The sequence below is a fragment of the Cryobacterium gelidum genome, assembly GCF_004403985.1.
Taxonomy (GTDB): domain Bacteria; phylum Actinomycetota; class Actinomycetes; order Actinomycetales; family Microbacteriaceae; genus Cryobacterium; species Cryobacterium gelidum.
Genome location: NZ_SOHL01000027.1, coordinates 161,109 through 177,637, shown reverse-complemented (window position 1 = coordinate 177,637; position 16,529 = coordinate 161,109). Strand labels below are relative to the sequence as shown.

15 protein-coding genes are annotated in these 16,529 nt (G+C 65.0%); 13 read left to right on the top strand and 2 right to left on the bottom strand.

Annotated elements, in window-relative coordinates; translation table 11 throughout:
* Positions 1-3 precede the first annotated feature (3 nt).
* Together E3T50_RS13925 and hemW are read left to right on the top strand one after the other, a co-directional pair.
* The gene (locus E3T50_RS13925; protein ID WP_134462906.1) at positions 4-654 is read left to right on the top strand and encodes a DUF1990 family protein; all 651 of its coding nucleotides are present in this window, start codon (positions 4-6) and stop codon (positions 652-654) included.
* 52 nt (positions 655-706) lie between these two features.
* Positions 707-1,930: a radical SAM family heme chaperone HemW gene (gene hemW, locus E3T50_RS13920; protein ID WP_134552698.1), complete on the top strand. Its 1,224-nt coding sequence runs from the start codon at positions 707-709 to the stop codon at positions 1,928-1,930.
* 18 nt (positions 1,931-1,948) lie between these two features.
* On the opposite strand, the gene E3T50_RS13915 is transcribed toward hemW, so the two are convergent.
* Both E3T50_RS13915 and E3T50_RS13910 read right to left on the bottom strand, forming a co-directional pair.
* The gene (locus tag E3T50_RS13915; RefSeq protein WP_241990933.1) at positions 1,949-2,320 is read right to left on the bottom strand and encodes a DUF4870 domain-containing protein; all 372 of its coding nucleotides are present in this window, start codon (positions 2,318-2,320) and stop codon (positions 1,949-1,951) included.
* 91 nt (positions 2,321-2,411) lie between these two features.
* On the bottom strand, positions 2,412-2,903 hold the full coding sequence (locus E3T50_RS13910) for a DUF4870 domain-containing protein (RefSeq protein WP_241990932.1): 492 nt from the start codon (positions 2,901-2,903) through the stop codon (positions 2,412-2,414).
* A gap of 220 nt (positions 2,904-3,123) precedes the next feature.
* On the opposite strand from E3T50_RS13910, the gene hrcA reads away from it, so the two are divergent.
* The 11 genes from hrcA (at position 3,124) to leuA (ending at position 16,428) form a co-directional block, all read left to right on the top strand.
* Positions 3,124-4,143: a heat-inducible transcriptional repressor HrcA gene (hrcA, locus tag E3T50_RS13905; RefSeq protein ID WP_134462900.1), complete on the top strand. Its 1,020-nt coding sequence runs from the start codon at positions 3,124-3,126 to the stop codon at positions 4,141-4,143.
* 124 nt (positions 4,144-4,267) lie between these two features.
* Entirely contained in the window at positions 4,268-5,371 is a 1,104-nt protein-coding gene (gene dnaJ / locus E3T50_RS13900; RefSeq protein WP_134552695.1) for a molecular chaperone DnaJ, read from the top strand.
* Between the two features lies 1 nt (position 5,372).
* Positions 5,373-6,113, top strand: coding sequence for a 16S rRNA (uracil(1498)-N(3))-methyltransferase (locus E3T50_RS13895; RefSeq protein WP_134552693.1), 741 nt, complete (start codon positions 5,373-5,375; stop codon positions 6,111-6,113).
* 35 nt (positions 6,114-6,148) lie between these two features.
* Positions 6,149-6,526 (top strand): HIT domain-containing protein, encoded by a 378-nt coding sequence (locus tag E3T50_RS13890; RefSeq protein ID WP_134552690.1) that lies wholly within the window; start codon positions 6,149-6,151, stop codon positions 6,524-6,526.
* Between the two features lie 166 nt (positions 6,527-6,692).
* Positions 6,693-7,709: a PhoH family protein gene (locus tag E3T50_RS13885; protein ID WP_134552688.1), complete on the top strand. Its 1,017-nt coding sequence runs from the start codon at positions 6,693-6,695 to the stop codon at positions 7,707-7,709.
* Complete coding sequence (gene ybeY / locus E3T50_RS13880; protein ID WP_134552686.1) at positions 7,706-8,170, top strand: rRNA maturation RNase YbeY; 465 nt, start codon at positions 7,706-7,708, stop codon at positions 8,168-8,170. The genes E3T50_RS13885 and ybeY overlap by 4 nt, the downstream gene beginning before the upstream one ends.
* Positions 8,170-9,507 (top strand): hemolysin family protein, encoded by a 1,338-nt coding sequence (locus E3T50_RS13875; RefSeq protein WP_134462890.1) that lies wholly within the window; start codon positions 8,170-8,172, stop codon positions 9,505-9,507. The genes ybeY and E3T50_RS13875 overlap by 1 nt, the downstream gene beginning before the upstream one ends.
* Entirely contained in the window at positions 9,504-10,421 is a 918-nt protein-coding gene (era, locus tag E3T50_RS13870) for a GTPase Era (protein WP_134462888.1), read from the top strand. Before E3T50_RS13875 ends, era begins: the two co-directional genes overlap by 4 nt.
* 175 nt (positions 10,422-10,596) lie before the next feature.
* The gene (locus tag E3T50_RS13865) at positions 10,597-11,937 is read left to right on the top strand and encodes an alpha/beta hydrolase (protein WP_134552684.1); all 1,341 of its coding nucleotides are present in this window, start codon (positions 10,597-10,599) and stop codon (positions 11,935-11,937) included.
* Positions 11,934-14,483, top strand: a complete 2,550-nt coding sequence (locus E3T50_RS13860) for a bifunctional lysylphosphatidylglycerol flippase/synthetase MprF (protein WP_241990930.1) — start codon at positions 11,934-11,936, stop codon at positions 14,481-14,483. The genes E3T50_RS13865 and E3T50_RS13860 overlap by 4 nt, the downstream gene beginning before the upstream one ends.
* A gap of 178 nt (positions 14,484-14,661) precedes the next feature.
* Positions 14,662-16,428, top strand: coding sequence for a 2-isopropylmalate synthase (gene leuA, locus E3T50_RS13855; protein ID WP_134552682.1), 1,767 nt, complete (start codon positions 14,662-14,664; stop codon positions 16,426-16,428).
* Positions 16,429-16,529 lie beyond the last annotated feature (101 nt).

Genomic DNA, 16,529 nt, shown 5'->3' with positions numbered 1-16,529 from the left:
AGGATGCGCAGATCCACCTTCACCGATGCCGCCGTCAGCTATGCCGCCATCGGCGGCACGCTCGCTCCCGACCTGATGAGCTATCCGCCCAAGGGCTACCGGCCGATGGAACAGAGCGTGAAGCTCGGCAGTTCCCACGAACGGTTTGAAGCCGCGACCAAATTGCTGATGACGTGGGGAATCCAGCGCGGCAGCGGCATGGAGGTGACCGATCTTGAAAACGGTACCGGCGTGCAGTACACCCCGGTCACCTTTCAATCCGACGGCACCCCGGCAGTCAAGCAGCAGCATCCGGTCAACGAAGCCACCTTCGCTGACGACGGCACGCCGTATATCGCCAACGGCATGACAGCGACGCTGAAAATGAAGGTGTGGCTGCTGCGCGTGACCGCGCCGGTACGCGTCGTCTACGTGATCGACGAGGTCGCCCGCATCGGATTCGCCTACGGCACCATGGCCGGCCACCCGGAAAGCGGCGAAGAATCCTTCATCGTCGAACACCGCGAGGATGACTCGGTCTGGCTGACGATTCGCTCGTTCTCACGGGCCAGCACCTGGTATTACCGCTTGGCCTGGCCGGTACTGCGCTTTCAGCAGGCCAAGTTCACCAGGCTGTACCTACGGGCCCTGCACCCCGTTGGTGCCATCAACTAGCGGCGCGATCCGCCACTAGTCAACATTTTTTCAACGTACTGGAGCATTTCCCATGGCCGGACCCCACCCCGTCGGCGACCCAGCACCCGACGACGGCCTCCTGCCGGCCTCCGCGGCCGTTGACGCTGGCGAACGCGATTTCGGCGTCTACCTGCACGTCCCGTTCTGTCGGGTACGTTGCGGTTACTGCGACTTCAACACCTATACCGCTACCGAGCTGCGCGGCGTCAAACAGAGCGATTACGCCAGCCAGGCCGTGCTCGAGGTCGAGGCGGCCGCGCGCATGCTCACCGCGTCGGGCGTGCCCGATCGCCCTGTGTCGACGGTGTTCTTCGGGGGCGGCACTCCGACGCTGCTGCCAGTCACCGACCTGACCCGCATGCTCGGGGCCGTGCGAGAGCAGTGGGGCTTGCAAGACGGCGCCGAGGTGACCACCGAGGCGAATCCCGACTCGGTCGACGCCGCCTACCTCGGTGCCCTCGCGGCGGGAGGATTCACCCGGGTGTCGTTCGGCATGCAGTCCGCGGTGCCGCACGTGCTCGCGACGCTCGAACGCACCCACGATCCCGAGCGGGTACCGCTCGTCGTGGAGTGGGCCCGCGCCGCCGGGCTCGACGTGAGCCTCGACCTCATCTACGGGACGCCGGGGGAGTCCCTCGCAAACTGGCGCACGAGCCTCGAGCAGGCCCTCAGCCTGCACCCCGACCACCTGAGTGCGTATTCGCTCATCGTCGAAGACGGCACCAAGCTGGCCCGGCAGATTCGCCGCGGCGAGATCGCGCCGACCGACGACGATCAGCAGGCCGATTTCTACGAGCTGGCCGACGAACTCCTCGCCGCCGCCGGGTACCACTGGTACGAGGTCAGCAACTGGGCCGCGAGCGACGCGCACCGTTCGCGCCACAACCTCGCCTACTGGACCGGTCAGGATTGGTGGGGCGTCGGCCCCGGCGCACACAGCCATGTCGGCGGCGTGCGGTGGTGGAACGTCAAGCATCCGGCCGCGTACGCCGAACGGATGCTCGGCGGCCTGTCGCCGGCGGCCGGCCGCGAGACGCTCGACGCGCCGACCCGCGAGCTCGAGCGTATTCTGCTGCAGAGCCGCATCCGCACCGGCATACCGGTGGCGTCACTGTCGCCGGCGGGCCGCATCGAGGTTGCCGGGCTCATCGCCGACGAACTCATCAATGCGAAAGCCGCCCTCGCTGGATCCATCGAACTGACCCTGCGCGGACGGCTGCTGGCCGACGCCGTGGTGCGGCGCCTGAGTGACTAGTGCTCGGGCGACCGGTGCTCAGCTGACGAACTTGATCGTCAGCGGGTAGCTGTAGCCCTGGCCACGGTTGGCGGCTAGGGCCGCCAGAATCATGAATACGAGAGCGATGATGGCCAACGGTAGGTACAGAATGCCACCGAAGCCGATCGTGACGATAGTGATGGGAACCAGAACGGCCGCGTAGATGAAGAGCGAGATTTGAAAGTTCAGCGCGGTCGCGGTGTGCGCGCGAATGAACGGGCCACGGTCACGCAGCACGAGGTAGCCGACCAACGCCGGCAGAAAGCTGAAGATGATGCCGCCGACGTGGATCAGTGTCGCCCACAATTTCTCGTCGGCGGGGCTCATCGGGGTGGCGGACGTTGACTGGTACGGGTTCTGCTCAGACATGGGGGCCTCCTGGTGTACGGCCGGTCACTGGCACGGCAGTGCCAGTGACCTCCAGACTAATCGTCCCGGGTTGCAGTGACCTGCGCGCTGGCTACTTGATCAGACGAAGGGCGAACGGGTACCGATAGTTCTGCCCATCCTTGGCCTTCAGGAAGCCCATGATCGAAAAGATCACACCCGCCACCCAGAGCAGCCAGGACAGACTGACGAACATCCCGCCGATTCCGAAAGTAACGATCGCGAGAATAAGCGAGATCACATTGATCGCCACGTAACCGATCAGCAAGGTGATCTGAAAATTGAGCGCCCCTTTTGCTTCGGTGTTGGTGAAGCGCCCTCGATCCTTGAACACCAGCCAAATGATCAGGGACGGCAGAAAGCTCAAAATACCGCCGAGGTGCGCCAGGGAGGCCCACTGTCGGTCATCGGCCTCCGAGAGGGGGGCCGCGACCACCGGATTGGCGTACGGGCTGCCGGCGGGTTGCCCCGTCCCTGGCTGTTGGCCGTACGCCGGCTGGCCGACATTCGGCTCACGGTAGTTCGGCTCACCGGGTGGTTGCGCCTGTGGATCGGTCATAATCATGCCTTTCGCTCAAAATGGTGGAGCGTATAGCGACAATTAAACGCTTGCATCGCAATACTGGCAATGGGCGTTCCCAGTCGGCCGCGATAGGATTGGCAGTCAGCGGATGCGAGTGCCAACGACGCACCGGCAAACCTGTGCTCGAGCGTGCCCACCGGCGCGCCAGGGGAGCGGCATCCGCTCGACCATAGCTGTACCGGAGAATCAGGAAGGCGGCGCAATGGTTTCCGACCGTGGCCTCGATGTGTTGCGCGTCATCGTGCAGGACTACGTCGCCTCTCGCGAACCCGTCGGCTCCAAATCCATCGTCGACCGGCACTCTTTCGGCGTCTCCGCCGCCACTATTCGCAACGACATGGCCCTGCTCGAAGAGGAAGAGCTGATTGCGGCGCCGCACACCTCGTCTGGGCGCATTCCCACCGACAAGGGATACCGCGTTTTCGTCGACCACCTCGCCGACCTGCGCCCGCTCACTCCCGCCCAGCGTCAGGCGATCGAAACTTTTCTCGGCCATTCCGCCGATCTCGACGAGGTGCTCGTGCGCAGCGTGCGACTGCTTTCGCAGCTCACCCACCAGGTCGCGCTCGTGCAGTACCCGTCGCTGTCGCGCGCCAAGGTGCGCCACATCGAGTTCGTGCCGCTGACCGAGACACGCATTCTGTCAGTGCTGATCACCGACTCCGGCGGGGTGGAACAGCGGGTGATCGACCTGCCCCGTGCGCTCGATGAGCAGACGCTCGGCGAGGTGCGCGCCCGCCTCAATGTGGCGGTTGTAGGGCTCGGCATGGCCGAGGCATCCGTGGCCCTCGCCGCAATCGTCTGGCCGGGCTCGCCCGCGCTGCAGCCGATTGTCGACCTGGTCATGAGTACCCTCGCCGAACAGGTCGGCGCCAACCGCCAGGACAAACTCGTCATGGCCGGAGCGGCAAACCTGGTGCGCACGGAAGAGGATTTTTCGGGCAGCATCTACCCGGTGCTCGAAGCCATCGAAGAGCAGGTGGTACTGCTGCGCCTGTTCGGCGAGATGGAAACCGACCAGCACGGCGTCTCGGTGAGCATCGGCCGCGAGAACGCGGCGTTTGGACTGCCCGAGGCGAGCGTGCTGACCAGCGGATACACCGCGAACGGCAACCTGGCCCGGCTCGGCGTGCTCGGACCAACCCGCATGGACTATTCCAACAACATGGCGGCCGTGCGCGCCGTTGCCCGCTACCTCTCCCGCCTGCTGGGCGAGACCTAAAGCTGTTGCCGCCTTTCCCGCCTGCTGGGCGAGACCTAAACCTGTTGCCGCCTCCGCGGTAGAGACCACATCATCAGATCAATCATCAGAACCAGAATCATCAAAAACTCAAGGAGAGCCACCTTTGGCTGACCACTACGAAGCGCTCGGCGTTGGCCGCGACGCGACCACCGACGAAATCAAGAAGGCATACCGCCGCCTGGCTCGCGAACTGCACCCCGATGTGAACCCCGGCGCCGAAGCGTCGGAACGGTTCAAGAGCATCACCCACGCCTACGACGTGCTGAGCGACGCCAAACAGCGCCAGAAGTACGACCAGGGTGGCCAGAACGGCGGCTCCTCCGAGCAGAACTTCGGCAATTTCGGTGACATCTTCGAAACGTTCTTCGGTGGCGGTGGAGGTAGCACCCGCGGCCCGCGCTCACGCCGCGAACGCGGCCAGGACGCACTGCTCCGGGTGGAGCTCGACCTCGACGAGGTCATCTTCGGCACGCACCGCGACCTCGAGGTCGACACCGCGATCGTCTGCGACACCTGCAAGGGCTCCTGCTGCGCACCCGGCACCTCGCCGGTCACCTGTGATATCTGCCACGGCACCGGCAGCATCCAGCGCGCCGTGCGCTCGCTGCTTGGCAACGTCATGACGTCGAGCCCGTGCGGTTCCTGCCGCGGCTTCGGCACCATCATCGCGACGCCGTGCATGACCTGCTCCGGCCAGGGCCGCGTGCGCGCCCGCCGCACGGTTCCGGTCGACATTCCCGCCGGCGTCGACACCGGCCTGCGGCTGCAAATGCCCGGCAGCGGCGAGGCGGGCCCGGCCGCCGGCCCCAACGGCGACCTGTACCTCGAGATGAAGGTGCGCCACCACGACGTGTTCAGCCGCGACGGCGACGACCTGATGTGCTCCCTCGACGTGCCCATGACCAGCGCTATCCTCGGCACGAGCGTCACCGTGAAGGCCCTCGACGGCGACATCGAAGTGGAGATCCGCCCCGGCGCGCAAAGTTCCGAGGTCCTCACGATCAGGGACCGCGGCATCACCAAGCTGCGCGGCAGCGGTCGTGGCGACCTCAAGATCGGCATTCACGTGGTCACTCCGAGCAAACTCGACCATAAGGAACGCGACCTGATCGAACAGTTCGCCGCCCGCTATACGACCGCCGCGCCCACCCTGAGCCAGTACCAGCAGGGACTGTTCGCCAAACTGCGCGACCGGTTCCTCGGCTAACGTGGCCCACTTCTACCTGCAGGAAACGCTCCGGACGGGCGAGTGTCGTCCGGGGCAGGTCGTGGTCGTTGACGGTGCCGAGGCGCGCCACGCGGTCACGGTCAGCCGGGTTCGTCCCGGGGACCGGCTCCGCCTGGGCAATGGGGCCGGGCTGCTCCTGGAAGGTACGGTGCTGTCGGCAGAGGCCGCGACGTTGACCGTGCGCGTCGATGACGCGAGCGAGGCGGCGGCAGCAACGCCGCGCATCCGCCTGGTGCAGGCCCTCGCCAAGGGTGACCGTGACGAGCTGGCCATTCAGGCCGCCACCGAACTCGGCGTTGACGGCGTCATCCCCTGGACTGCCGCGCGCTCCATCACCCGGTGGGAGGGCCCCAAGATCGCCAAGGGTCACGAACGCTGGAGCAGCATCGTGCGTGAGGCCAGCAAGCAGTCGATTCGGGCCTGGCTGCCCGACGTCGCCCCTCTCGCCAGCACGAAGCAACTGGCCGTGCTGGCTACCACCACCCGGATGCTGCTGCTCGACCCGACCGCGACCGGTCGCCTCACCGAGGTGGCCGCGCCCACCGACGACCGCGACATTCTGCTCGTCGTCGGCCCAGAGGGTGGAATCTCCCCGGCCGAACTGCTGCTGCTCGAGCGCGCCGGCGCGAGATCAGTGCGCCTCGGCGACACCGTGCTGCGCACGTCGACCGCCGGACCGGCCGCCCTCGCAATTCTCAATGCGACCCTCGGCCGTTGGTAGTGCGTGCCGCTGGTAGCGCCGCTTAAGATAGAGGCATGTCTTCAACCAGCGGCCAGCCGACCATTTTCAGCCGCATCATCGCGCGGGAAATTCCGGCGACGATCGTGGCTGAGACCGAACACATCATCGCGTTTCTGGACATCGCCCCCAAAGCGCCGGTGCACGTGGTCGTGACCACCAAAGACCCGCAGTTTCAAAACGTCGCAGAGCTCGCTGCAGGCAACCCGGCCCTCCTGGCCGAACTCGTGGCGGTAGCCGAGCGCATCGCCGTCGAACGAACCAACGGGCAGTTCCGCCTCGTCTTCAACACCGGTGCAGCCGCCGGCCAGACCGTGTTCCACGTGCACGCCCACGTACTAGGCAGCCAGGAACCTTCCGACTCAATGGGGGAGGACTCGCTTGGCGCCCTCTAAAGCCGACGACGCTCAACCCGGCAACGCTCAACCCGACGACGCTCAACCCGGCAACGCTCAACCCGACGACGCTCAACCCGGCAACGCTCAACCCGGCAACGCTCAACCCGACGACGCTGGATCCAGCACCAACACCGAGCTGCGCTTCACCGTCGACGGCGTCGCCATGGTGCGCCTGCTCGGCCCCGATGACCGCTACCTCAGCACCATCGAGAGTGCCTACCCGAACGTCGACGTGCACGTGCGCGGCAACGATGTCAGCCTCGGCGGCAGCGCCGACGATGTGGAGGCCGTGCGCCGCTTGATCGAGGAGTTGCAGCTAGCCCTGCGCACCGGCCATGACCTCGGTCAGACCGAGGTCGCAACGGCGGCACGGATGCTCGCCGCTGACAGCTCCGTGAGTCCCTCCGCCCAGCTCGGCGCCCCCATCCTGACCGCCCGTGGCAAGAGCATCCGCGCGAAATCGATCGGCCAGAAAGACTACGTCGATGCGATCGACGTCAACACGATCGTGTTCGGGATCGGACCGGCCGGGACCGGCAAGACTTACCTGGCCATGGCAAAGGCGGTGCGCGCCCTGCAGAACAAAGAGGTCGAGCGCATCATCCTGACCCGCCCGGCCGTCGAGGCCGGCGAGCGGCTCGGTTTTCTGCCCGGAACGCTCACCGACAAGATCGACCCTTACCTACGACCGCTCTACGACGCGCTCGGTGAGATGCTCGACCCCGAACTGATCCCAAAGCTGCTCGCCGCTGGCACGATCGAGGTGGCCCCGCTCGCCTACATGCGCGGACGCACCCTCAACGCGAGCTTCGTCGTGCTCGACGAAGCGCAAAACACCACGCCGGAACAGATGAAGATGTTCCTGACCCGTCTCGGGTTCGGTTCGAAGATGGTCATCACCGGCGACGTCACCCAAGTCGACCTGCCAGCCGGTTCGAGCGGCCTCAAATTGGTCACCCGCGTGCTCGACGGGATCGACGACATTCACTTTGCCTATCTGACCAGTGCCGACGTGGTGCGGCACTCGCTCGTTGCCCGCATCGTCGACGCGTACACCGAGTACGACGCGCAGAAGCAGGCCCTTCGCCAGGAGAGTGCCGAAGCCCGTGAATTTGCCACCCGTGGCCCCCAACGCACCGGCAATGCGCCCGGCCGCAACCCGAAACGGAGTTCCAGTTGAGCATCGAAATCAACAACGAGTCGGCCACCCCGGTCGATGAGGCCGCCATTCTTCGCCTGGCCGCTTTCGCGCTCGACACCATGCACGTGCACGCCGACGCCGAACTCGCCATCGTTCTCGTCGACGAGGGCGCTATGGAGCAGCTGCACGTGCAGTGGATGGATGAGCCCGGCCCCACCGACGTGCTGAGCTTTCCGATGGATGAACTGCGCCCCGGCACCGAGGAGCAGGAGACCCCGCCCGGCCTGCTCGGCGATATCGTGCTGTGCCCACAGGTCGCCAAGGAGCAGGCTGAAACCGCCGGCCACAGCACCCTCGATGAGCTGCTGCTCCTGACCACCCACGGCGTGCTACACCTGCTCGGTTTCGACCACGCTGAGCCGGACGAAGAAAAAGAAATGTTCGGCATCCAGCGCGATATTCTCATCGGCTTCACCATGCAGGAACGACAACGCCACTGATGCTCAGCGTAGGGTTCATTTATGCGGCCGTGATTCTGGTCGTTTTCGCCGGGCTGATGGCCGCCGTCGACGCGGCGATCACCACTCAGTCCCGCGCAGACATCGCGAGTCTGGCCGGGAGTCATCGGGCTAAACGGTCCCTGCAGGCCATCGCCGACGATACCGGCGCACACCTGAACGCGATCAACTTCATCCGGATCACCGCCGAGACCACGGCCGCCGTGCTGGTGACCCTGGTCTTCGCAACCACGATCGACGCGCCCTGGCTGGCCCTTCTGCTCTCGGCACTCATCATGACCTCGGTCTCGTTTGTGCTGGTCGGCGCAAGCCCCCGCAGCGTCGGCCGTGCCCACCCGGTCAACTTGTTGACAGCGACCGCCCTGCTCGTGCACTTCGTGCGCGTATTGCTCGGCCCGATCGCGAACGCCCTCGTTGCCCTCGGCAACCGGGTCACTCCCGGCCGCACCAAACTTGCCACCTTCACCTCCGAAGACCAGCTACTGAGCATGGTGGATGAGGCTACAGAGCTTGACGTGATCGAAGAAGACGACCGCGAACTCATCCACTCCATCTTCGAGTTCAGCGAAACGGTGGTGCGCGAGGTGATGATTCCCCGCACCGACATGATCACCATCGACGCCGACGCGAGCATCGACGCGGCCATGGGATTGTTCCTGCGCAGTGGCACCTCCCGCGTTCCGGTGCTGGACGGTGAGGTCGACGACGTCGCCGGCATTCTGTACCTGCGCGACGTGGCCCGGCTGGTCTTCGAACGGCCGATCAACGCCCTCCAACTCACCGTGGCCGATCTGGCCCGACCGGCCGTTTTCGTGCCCGAGTCGAAAAAAGCCGACGCCATGCTGCGGCAAATGCAACTCGAGTCCAACCACCTCGCCATGGTCGTCGACGAGTACGGCGGCATCGCCGGACTAGTCACCCTCGAAGACCTGATCGAGGAGCTCGTCGGCGACATCTCCGACGAATACGACCGCGACGTGGTCGAATTCGAAGACCTCGGTGACGGGCATTTTCGGGTGAGTGCCCGACTGCCGGTCGACGAACTGGGCGAGTTGTTCAACCTGGAACTCGACGACGACGATGTCGACTCGGTGGGCGGCCTATTGGCTAAAGCCCTCGGTCGACTGCCCGTCGCTGGGTCGGTCGCCTCGGTGAGTGGATTGAACCTCACCGCCGAGCGCACCGAAGGCCGCCGCAAGCGCATCAGCACCGTGCTGGTGGAACGCGATGCGGCTTTGATCGATGCGCAGATCGCATTCCTCGCTGTACCGAGCACTAACACAAGCACAGCGTCAGATGATGAAGGAGAACGGTCATGACCGCAGCACCAGAGGCGCACCCCGCCGAGTACCGAGCGGGCTTCGTCTCGTTCGTCGGGCGCCCCAACGTGGGCAAGTCCACCCTCACGAACGCCCTGGTCGGCGAGAAAGTTGCGATCACCTCGTCGAAACCGCAGACCACCCGCCGCGCCATTCGCGGCATCGTGCACCAGACAAACGGCCAGCTCATTTTGGTCGATACTCCCGGCATCCACCGCCCGCGCACCCTCCTCGGTGAGCGTCTCAACAGCCTGGTCACCGCGACCCTCGCCGGCGTCGACGTGATCGGCCTGTGCATTCCAGCCAACGAACCGATCGGCCCGGGCGACAAGTTCATCAACGAGCAACTCGATGCGTTTCCCCGCGCCAAAAAGGTCGCCATCGTCACCAAGATTGACGCGTCCTCCAAAACCAACGTCGCCAACCAGCTCCTCGCCGTTTCGCAGTTGCGGGATTGGGAGGCGATCGTGCCGATCTCCTCGACCAGTCGCATCCAGCTGGATACCCTCGCGACCGAACTACTGCGCCTGCTGCCGCACGCGGACGCACCGCTCTACCCGGCCGACGCGGTCACCGATGAAACCCTCGAGTCGCGCATCTCGGAATTCATTCGAGAGGCCGCCCTCGAGGGAGTCACCGACGAACTACCGCACTCGATCGCGGTGACCATCGACGACATCATCGAACGCGACGATCAGGAACTGGTCGAGATCTACGCCAACCTGTTCGTAGAACGGGACAGCCAAAAGGGCATCATCATCGGCAAATCGGGCAGCCGCCTCAAGGATGTCGGCACCCGCGCCCGCAAGCAGATCGAACCGCTCGTCGGCAAGCGGGTGTTCCTATCGCTGCGGGTCAAGATCGCCAAGGAATGGCAGCGCGATCCGAAGCAGCTCGGCCGCCTCGGCTTCTAGCCCGGCGCTGAGAAGCCCGGCGCTGAGAAGTCCGGAGGCCGGCCGGGGTAGAACGGAGGCGCAGCTGGGTGAGATCCGTACGCCGGCTGTCAGTAGGCTGCGATGAAGCAGTGACTTGACCCCGTCGCTGCCGGGCTGACGACGGCGTAGGGCACAGTATTACCGGAGGTCCCGGATGAAATCCCTGCTGCCCGACGTCAGCCCCCTCAGCTTCAGCCCGCTCGATGTCAGCCTCACGGCCGCACCGCTACTCGCTGCGCTGTACGGCATCACCGTTCTTGCGCTGCTTTTCGTGCTACTCAACCCGACCGGTGTGCGTCGCGCCGTCGTCACCGTCAGTGGGGCCCTGGTGGGCGCAGCCACCGGTTGGGTGTTGGCCTGGTTCATCAGTGATGTCTGGGATCCGTGGGGCGTGTCACTGTCGACCGGGACCCGGCTCTGGGCCGTCGCCCTGTTGGCCGGCGTCGCGATGGTGCTGCTGAATCTGCGCGGCCAGCCTCGATGGAGGCGAGCGATCGCCATCTGTGCCCTGCCGCTCTGCCTGCTGAGCGCCACGGCCGGGATCAACGCCGATATCGGAGAGTTTCCCACCGTGCGCGTTGCTCTCGGTCTGGACGCCTTCCAGCCACTCTCCCAGACGCTCGCCACTGCGCGGGGGGACGCGCAAGCAGCGAGCACCGCTGGTACCACTGTCGCCTCAACCGGCACTGTCGGCACCGTCACCATCCCGGGGACGGTCTCGGGATTCGCCGCCCGTTCCGCCATGGTGTACCTGCCGCCAGCGGCAACGGGGACCAACCCGGCTGCGCTGCCGGTGGTCGTGATGCTCTCGGGCCAACCCGGTAGCCCGAGCGACGTGTTTACGGCCGGCGGTCTGGCGAATATTCTTGACCGGTACGCCAAGGCGCACTCCGGCCTGGCTCCCATCGTCGTGGTTCCCGACCAGCTCGGTTCTCCTAGTAGTAATCCAATGTGCGTGAATTCCGCGCTCGGCCGGGTAGACACCTACCTCACCATCGATGTCCCGGCCTGGATCCGCGCGCACCTGCACGTGAAAGATCAGCCCAGTGCCTGGACCATCGCCGGTTTCTCCCAGGGCGGCACCTGTTCCATTCAACTTGGAGCCGCGCATCCGGAACTGTTCGGTTCTATTCTGGACATCGCGGGAGAGGTTGTTCCTAAAAACGGAAGCGAGGCGCATACGGTGGCAGCCGGTTTCGACGGTGACGCCGCCGCCTACGCCGCGGCAGCACCCGTCGCTATCCTGGCCGCGCACGCGCCGTACACCGCGCTCGGCGCGATCTTCGTCGCCGGCGACGGTGACCCGCGCTTTCTGCCCGGGGTGCGCACGCTCGCGGACGCCGCCGCGGGCGCCGGCGTTGATACCCACCTGTTCGTTTCCCCCGGCACGGCCCACGACTGGCACACCGTTGACTACGCCTGGACCAGAGCCCTGCCCATCATTGCAGCCCGCACCGGTTTGCTTGCGCCCGACAGCGTAGGGATGACAGGATGACCGGAACCAAAATCGAGAACGACTCCGGAAAGCGTGACCCCACCAGATCACGCCCGATGCGGCGCGACGTGTTCGGTTCCCTTGGACGGTTTGCCGGCCAGCGGCCGTTCGCCGTCGCCTATGCCGTATCACTGCTCGGCGTGGCACTCGTCAGTGGGGTGATCACCGGGCCGTCGCGAGACATCCGTCTACTCCTCGGTACCGGCTACGAGTCGGTCATCGAAAGCGGTCACTGGTGGTCGCCGTTGACCTCGGTGTTCTTCGTTGACAACGGCGCCGAACTGGTGCTGGCGCTGGCTGGCGCGGTGATTATATTCGGATTCGCCGAACGGATGATGGGCACCCGCCGCACCGTGATCGCTTTTCTGTCGACATCGATTCTGGGTGCGACGATCGGTCTCGGGGTGCAGTATCTCGGCGTGGCGGGCGGGGAGATGTGGTCACGGGGTGTGAGCGAGCTGTGGGCGGTTGACCCTTTTACCCCCATCTTGGGCAGCGCTATGGTGGCCAGTTATTTCGCCGGTCCACTCTGGCGTCGGCGCATGCGCGTGCTCGGGTTGTCGACCGTGCTCGTGCTCGTTCTGTATTCCGGGCAGCCCTCCGACCTGTACCGACTGCTGGCCGTGGCGGTTGGGCTCGGTATCGGCTGGCTGTTTCGCCCGGCAGTTCGTGTCGCGTCGTGGCGGCGCAGTTCCGACCACGAGACCCGCACCCTGCTGGCCGCCATCGTGGGCATGGTCGCGGTCGGCCCGGTCATCACCATCTACTCCGGAGCCCGGTTCGGTCTGCTCGCGCCGCTCGGCCTGCTGCTCACCCAGGACAGACCGACGGCGGGAGAGATCGTCGACCGGTGCCTGCTCGGTGACGTCACCCGTCAGTGCGTGCAGGAACTCAGCCTGGAACGCATCGGCGGAGCCGGTCCCGTGCTGGTCAGCCTGCTGCCGCTTCTCACCCTCGTCGTTGCCGCCTTCGGCCTCGCTCGCGGGCGGCGGTTTGCCGCGTGGCTGGCCATCAGCATCAATACCGGGCTGGCGCTCCTCGCCGCCTGGTACTACGGGTTGTTGCCCATCTCCGGGCAGCCCTATGTGTGGCAGTGGCAATCCGGCCGGTACTGGGAGGTCACGCTCATTCTCGTGGTTTCCGTGCTCGTCCCCCTTGCCGTGGCATTTGTCATCCTCGGTAACCTGCGGCGCTTTTCGATCGCCTCCCGATCCGGCCAGCGGCGGCGGTTCCTGCTGGTCACCGTCGGCAGCTTCGCCGCCCTCACCATTTTCTATATCGGTGTCGGCTGGCTGCTCCGCGACCATTTCCGACCCGCGGTGAACCTCCTCGACCTGCTGGTGGATGTCCCCGAACGGTTCGTCCCTGTCGGCTTCCTGCGTCTGGAGCGGGTGTCCTTTCTTCCGATCGACCCCCTCGCCACGGCCCTGTACCACGGTGTCGGCGCTGCGTTCTGGATCGTCGTCTTCGTCGGAGCTATCATCTGCCTGCGGAGCGCGTCCGTCGGACCGACCGGCGACGCCCCGGGGCGGCTGCGCACCCTCCTCTCCGCCCACGGCGGCGGATCGCTCGGGTTCATGACCACCTGGAATGGAAACTCCCTGTGGTTCACAGCGAGCGGACGCACCGCGATCGCCTACCGCGTCGTGAACGGCATCGCCATCACCACGTCGGAACCGGTCGGACCACCCTCAGAGGCGTCCGACGCCGTCACTTCCTTCGCTCGCATGTGCGATGACCGTGGCTGGGTGGCGGTGTTCTACAGCCTGCACGAGAGCTGGCACCCCGTATTCGACAGTATGGGGTGGCAAACCATGCAGGTGGGGGAGGAAACGCTACTGCGCCCAAGCAGCTGGAGTACCACGGGGAAGAAGTGGCAGGACATCCGCTCATCGATCAATCGGGCCGACCGCGCCGGTGTGCGGGCGGTGTGGACGAGCTACCGGGAGTTGTCGCCAGCGGCGACGACCCAAATCGCGGAGATCTCGGAGCAGTGGGTCCAAGAGAAGGAACTCCCCGAACTGGGGTTCACCCTCGGCGGCCTCGACGAACTGCGGGACCCCGCCGTGCGCCTCATGCTCGCCGTTGACAGCGCAGACCGCGTGCACGCCGTGACCAGCTGGTTGCCCTCCTACCGGGACGGCACCATAGTCGGCTGGACCCTGGACTTCATGCGGCGTCGGCCCGACAGCATCAACGGTGTGATGGAGTTTCTGATCGCGCGAACGGCTGAGCTGATGCAGGAGAGCGCGCACATTGAGTTTCTCAGCTTGTCCGTCGCGCCGCTCGCCCAGTCCGCCGGGTCACGGCAGGGTGGAATTGCCGACCGCCTGCTGGACTATCTCGGCCGCAGCCTCGAACCGGTCTATGGATTTCGGTCGTTGCTGCTGTTCAAACGCAAATTCCAGCCCGAGTTTGCCCCGGTCTTCATGGCCTTCTCCGACCCGGTCGCTCTTCCGGAGATCGGACTAGCGCTGGCTCGGGCCTACCTGCCAAGCCTCTCGGTGCGCGACGTCGTGACCCTGATGCGCGGACATGGCCAGTGACATCCGCTGGCAAATGGGCGGCTGCATCCGGTTATATCAGCGGTGCCAAACGGTGCTAGCCTGAAATCGTGTTGAAGGCTGCGCTCCTCCTTAGCTGCCGCGACGAGTCCTAATCTGAAGGCCTCCCTCGTCGCGGAGTTCGTCGTTGGCTGTACGACACCCACGAGGAAACAGGACCATGAAGAATAATCAGACCGCATCCGCCCTTCCGATTCACCGCTACCGCCCGTACCACGAGCAGTTTTTTGTTGACCTGCCCGACCGCACCTGGCCGAGCAAACACATCACGGTTGCCCCGCGCTGGTGCGCGGTCGACCTGCGTGACGGTAACCAATCGCTGATCGACCCGATGAGCCCCGAGCGCAAGCGCATCATGTTCGATCTTCTGGTGCGCATGGGTTACAAGGAGATTGAGGTGGGGTTCCCCTCGGCGAGCCAGACCGACTTCGACTTTGTGCGCAGTCTCATCGACGAGAACGCCATCCCCGACGACGTCACCATCCAGGTGCTCACGCAGGCCCGCGAACACCTGATCAAGCGTACCTACGAGTCCATCACGGGCGCCAAGCAGGCCATCGTGCACTTTTACAATTCCACGAGCATTTTGCAGCGGAATGTTGTGTTTCGTGAGCAGAAGCAGGGCATCATCGACCTGGCCCTGTTCGGAGCTCGCCTGTGCAAGCAGATGGAATCCACGATTCCCGGCACGACCATCTACTACGAGTACTCTCCAGAGAGCTTTACCGGCACGGAGCTTGACTTTGCCGTCGACATCACCAATCAGGTCGTCGAGATCCTCGAGCCCACCCCGGAACGCAAGGTCATCGTCAATCTGCCAGCCACCGTTGAGATGGCCACCCCCAACGTGTACGCCGATTCCATTGAGTGGATGAGCCGTCATTTGACCCAGCGCGAGAATATTCTCATCTCGTTGCACCCGCACAACGATCGCGGAACGGCCATCGCCGCCGCCGAGCTGGGTTACCTGGCGGGTGCTGACCGCATCGAAGGCTGCCTGTTCGGTAACGGTGAGCGTACAGGCAACGTCGACCTCGTCGCTCTCGGCGTCAACCTGTTCACGCAGGGAATCGACCCGCAAATCGACTTCAGCAACATCGACGAGATCAAGCGCACCGCCGAGTACTGCAATCAGTTGCCGGTGCCCGAACGCAATCCGTGGGCCGGCGACCTGGTCTTCACCGCGTTCAGCGGATCACACCAGGATGCCATCAAAAAGGGCTTCGAGGCCATGGCTGCCGACGCCGCCACGCAGGGCTGCACCGTCAACGACCTGGTCTGGGCCGTTCCCTACCTGCCGATCGATCCGAAGGACCTCGGTCGCAGCTACGAGGCCGTGATTCGGGTCAACTCGCAGTCCGGCAAGGGCGGCGTCGCCTACCTGCTCAAGACCGACCACTCCCTCGACCTGCCGCGCAAACTGCAGATTGAATTCTCCGGCGTTGTGCAGGCTAAAACAGATGCCGAAGGCGGTGAGGTGACGAGCGAGCAGATCTGGGACATCTTCAATGACGAGTACCTGCCGGCCACGATCAAGAACCCGGACGCCAAGTGGGGCAGGTTTGAACTGCACTCCACCCGCACGTCGAGCGACCTGTCCGGAACGGTTGACCTCTCGGTTGAACTGCGCGACGGCGACGCCGTGGCGCAGGCCACGGGTTCCGGCAACGGCCCGATCAACGCGTTCCTCGGGGTGATGGCCGAGCGTGGCATCACGATCACCCTGTTCGACTACGTGGAGCACGCGCTCTCAGCTGGAGGCGATGCGCAGGCGGCCGCCTATGTCGAGCTCGACGTGAACGGCAAGCGCTACTGGGGTGTCGGCATCGACGCCGACATCTCCACCGCATCGCTCAAGTCGGTAGTATCCGCGGTCAACCGTGGCATCCGTGCCGAGGTCGGCGACCTGGAGCTGGCCACCGTCTGAGGCCGCAGCATCCGTTCGCACACAGCGGCACACGAAAGCCCAGGCTCGTCCCTCCGAGTCTGGGCTTTCGTTGCACCATCCGGGTGCGGTCGGGGATGTAA